Origin of the sequence: Streptomyces sp. ADMS, assembly GCF_033441795.1 — a bacterium.
In the GTDB taxonomy this organism is placed as follows: domain Bacteria; phylum Actinomycetota; class Actinomycetes; order Streptomycetales; family Streptomycetaceae; genus Streptomyces.
Map to the genome: position 1 here is coordinate 1 of NZ_JAVFVX010000240.1, position 3,938 is coordinate 3,938.

2 protein-coding genes and 1 pseudogene are annotated in these 3,938 nt (G+C 69.1%); 2 read left to right on the forward strand and 1 reads right to left on the reverse strand.

What is annotated here, in order from left to right; translation table 11 throughout:
- The coding region (locus tag RB628_RS39745) for a hypothetical protein (RefSeq protein WP_318325519.1) at positions 1-189 on the reverse strand (189 nt) is incomplete at its 3' end.
- A 186-nt stretch (positions 190-375) separates the two neighbouring features.
- Between RB628_RS39745 and icmF the strand changes: the two genes are divergently transcribed.
- Entirely contained in the window at positions 376-3,603 is a 3,228-nt protein-coding gene (gene icmF, locus RB628_RS39750; protein WP_318325520.1) for a fused isobutyryl-CoA mutase/GTPase IcmF, read from the forward strand.
- A 183-nt stretch (positions 3,604-3,786) separates the two neighbouring features.
- A pseudogene (locus RB628_RS39755) lies at positions 3,787-3,938 on the forward strand (alcohol dehydrogenase catalytic domain-containing protein); the annotation flags it as partial.

Genomic DNA, 3,938 nt, shown 5'->3' on the forward strand with positions numbered 1-3,938 from the left:
CCGCATCGTGAGATGATGCCGTTGCCGCCGGTCGGCGATTGATCGCTTCCCCATGGCGAAGGACCCGGCTAGGGCCTTGCCGTGGACGGCATGCGCGCGGTTGCCCCCGGCGGTCGTTGGCGGGGTGCTGTTCTGCTCCGGGCCCCTGGAGGGCTGGTCGCGCCCACGCGGCGGAGTCGCGATCGACACAACCCCGCGCCCCTTCGGGGTGCCGTGTGGGCCGGCGCTCGCAGATCCCGGCCACCCCGGCGATCCGTCGCGCAGGATTCCCTGTTCCCCGTTTTACTTGGACGTCCTAGTATCCTGATTACTAGGACGTCCAAGTAAATCGACAGCCAACGCTCCCCGGCGCGTTTTGGGAAGGCCCCCATGACCGTGAACGATCTCCACCGTCCCGTGCACCCCGTGCGTCTGGTCACCGCTTCGGCGCTGTTCGACGGGCATGACGCCTCGATCAACATCATGCGGCGGATCTTCCAGTCCCAGGGCGCCGAGGTGGTCCACCTGGGGCACAACCGGTCGGTGCGGGAGGTCGTGGACGCGGCGCTCGAAGAGGATGCGCACGGTGTGGCCGTCTCGTCCTATCAGGGCGGGCACGTGGAGTACTTCGAGTATCTCGTCGAGTCGTTGCGCGGGCAGGGGGCCGAGCACGTCCAGGTCGTGGGCGGCGGGGGCGGCGTCATCGTGCCCGAGGAGATCGCCCGGCTGCGCCGCAGCGGCGTGACCATCTTCTCGCCCGAGGACGGGCAGCGGATGGGGCTCGCCGGGATGGTCAACTCGGTGGTCCGGGACTGCGACTTCGATCTTTGGGACAGCAAGCCCGTCGACGCCGCCGCCGTCCTGACCGGCGACCGGTTCGCCATCGCCCGTGCCATTACCGGTGCGGAACTGGGCAAGCTGCCCCCGGAGCTTCTGGAGCAGGTGCGCGTCGCTGCCGCGGCACGGGTCACGCCCGTCCTCGGGATCACCGGTACCGGCGGCTCCGGGAAGTCGTCGCTGACCGACGAGCTGGTACGGCGGTTCCGGGTCGACCAGCAGGACAAGCTGCGGATCGCGGTGATCGCCGTCGACCCGACCCGGCGTCGTGGCGGCGGGGCGCTGCTCGGCGACCGTATCCGGATGAACTCCCTGGACGGGAACCGGGTCTTCTTCCGGAGCCTGGCCACACGCGGCAGCCATGAGCTGCCCGAGCACCTGTCCGACGTGATCGACGTGGTCAAGGCCGCCGGCTTCGACCTGGTCATCGTGGAGACGCCGGGGATCGGCCAGGGCGACGCGGCGATCGTGCCGTACGTCGACACGTCGATGTACGTGATGACGCCGGAGTTCGGCGCCGCCTCGCAGCTGGAGAAGATCGACATGCTCGACTTCGCCGACGTCGTGGCGATCAACAAGTTCGAGCGGCGCGGCGCCAAGGACGCCATGCGCGACGTGGGCCGCCAACTGGTCCGTAACCGCGAGGCGTTCGGCAGGAAGCCCGAGGACATGCCGGTGTTCGGCACCTCGGCGGCCACGTTCAACGACGACGGCGTCACCGCGCTCTACCAGTATCTGAGGGCGGGCCTGGCCGAGCGGGGGCTGTCGCTGTCCGAGGGCACGCTGGCGCCGGTCGGCGTACGCCACTCCTCCGGCATCCGGCAAGTGGTGCCCGCCGAGCGGGTGCGCTACCTCGCCGAGATCACGGAGGCGGTCCGGACCTACCACGCCGAGACCGAGCGGCTTGCCGACGCGGCCCGGCGGGTGCAGCGGCTGGATGCCGTCAGGGGTGAGCTCGCCGAGGCCGGTTCCGACGCGGGGGGCGTGGAGTCCCTGCTGGCGGACGCCCGCCGCCACCTCCCGCACGACATCGGGGACCAGATCCAGAACTGGCCCGCGGTCGTGGCGTCGTACTCCGGCGACGAGCAGGTCGTGAAGGTACGGGACCGGGAGATCCGTACGGCGCTGAACCGCGAGTCCCTCTCGGGCAACAAGATCCCCCGGGTCGCGCTGCCCGCGTTCACCGACCACGGGGAGCTGGTGCGGTTCTGGCGCCGGGAGAACCTGCCCGGCCTCTTCCCGTTCACCGCCGGAGTGTTCCCCTTCAAGCGTGACGGCGAGGACCCTGCGCGGATGTTCGCCGGGGAGGGCGACCCGTTCCGTACGAACCGGCGCTTCAAGCTGCTCTCCGAGGGCCAGCCGGCCACCCGCCTGTCCACCGCCTTCGACTCCGTCACCCTCTACGGCCGTGACCCCGACGAGCGCCCCGACATCTACGGCAAGGTCGGCACGTCCGGCGTCTCGGTTGCCACCCTGGACGACATGAAGGCGCTCTACGACGGGTTCGACCTCGTCGCGCCGACGACCTCGGTGTCGATGACGATCAACGGCCCGGCGCCGACCGTACTGGCGTTCTTCCTCAACACCGTCATCGACCAGCAGACCGAGAGGTTCCGTGCCGCGGAGGGGCGGGACCCCTCGCCCGATGAGGCTGCCCGGCTGCGGGCGCACGCGCTCGCGAACGTGCGGGGCACCGTGCAGGCGGACATCCTGAAGGAGGACCAGGGGCAGAACACCTGCCTGTTCTCCACCGAGTTCAGCCTGCGGATGATGGCCGACATCCAGGAGTGGTTCATCGAGCAGAAGGTCCGCAACTTCTACTCGGTGTCCATCTCCGGGTACCACATCGCCGAGGCCGGGGCGAACCCGATCAGCCAGCTGGCCTTCACCCTGGCCAACGGATTCACCTACGTCGAGGCCTACCTGGCACGCGGTATGCGCATCGACGACTTCGCGCCCAACCTGTCGTTCTTCTTCTCCAACGGCATGGACCCGGAGTACTCCGTGCTGGGCCGGGTCGCCCGCCGGATCTGGGCCGTCGCGATGAGAGAGCGGTACGGCGCGAACGAGCGCAGCCAGAAGCTGAAGTACCACGTGCAGACCTCCGGGCGCTCGCTGCACGCCCAGGAGATGGACTTCAACGACATCCGCACCACCCTGCAGGGTCTGATCGCCATCTACGACAACGCCAACTCCCTGCACACCAACGCCTATGACGAGGCCGTCACCACGCCGTCGGAGGAGTCGGTGCGGCGGGCGCTGGCGATCCAGCTCATCATCAACCGCGAGTGGGGCCTCGCCATGAACGAGAACCCGCTCCAGGGGTCGTTCATCATCGACCAGCTCACCGACCTGGTCGAGGAGGCCGTGCTCGCCGAGTTCGACCGGATCAACGAGCGGGGCGGTGTACTCGGCGCCATGGAGACCGGTTACCAGCGCGGGCGCATCCAGGACGAGTCGATGCTGTACGAGCAGCGCAAGCACGACGGCACGCTGCCGATCATCGGCGTCAACACCTTCCGCCGGCCCGGCGGCGAGGGTGCGCCCCAGGAGGTCGAGCTCGCCCGCGCCACGGAGACGGAGAAGGAGTCCCAGCTCACGCGCGTCCGCGACTTCCAGAACACGCACGGCGCGGAGGCCACGCAGGCGCTCGCCCGGCTGAAGGAAGCCGCCGTGGGCGGCGACAACGCCTTCGACGCCCTGATGGCCGCCGCCCGGGTGTGCACGCTGCGCCAGGTCACCGAGGCGTTCTTCGAGATCGGCGGCCAGTACCGGAGGAACGTCTGAGAACCGTCCGTGGCGGCTGCCGGGAACCGGCCCGGGGAGCGTCTGGGGATACGTCCGTCGTGTGTCCGGGGGTACCTCCAGATCCTTGACCGCCGCTCGGCCCTCCATGATGCTGTGTTGCGACACATGAGATGCGTGCCGTAATAAGCAACATCCAGGTTTCGTACCAGCCGAGGAGTGGCCATGACTCATCAGGTCCGTGCTGTTGTCGCGCGGGGGAAGGGCGCCCCCGTCAGCCTGGAGACGATCCTCGTGCCGGACCCCGGTCCGGGCGAGGCGCTGGTCCAGATCCAGGCCTGCGGGGTGTGCCACACCGACCTGCACTACAAGCAGGG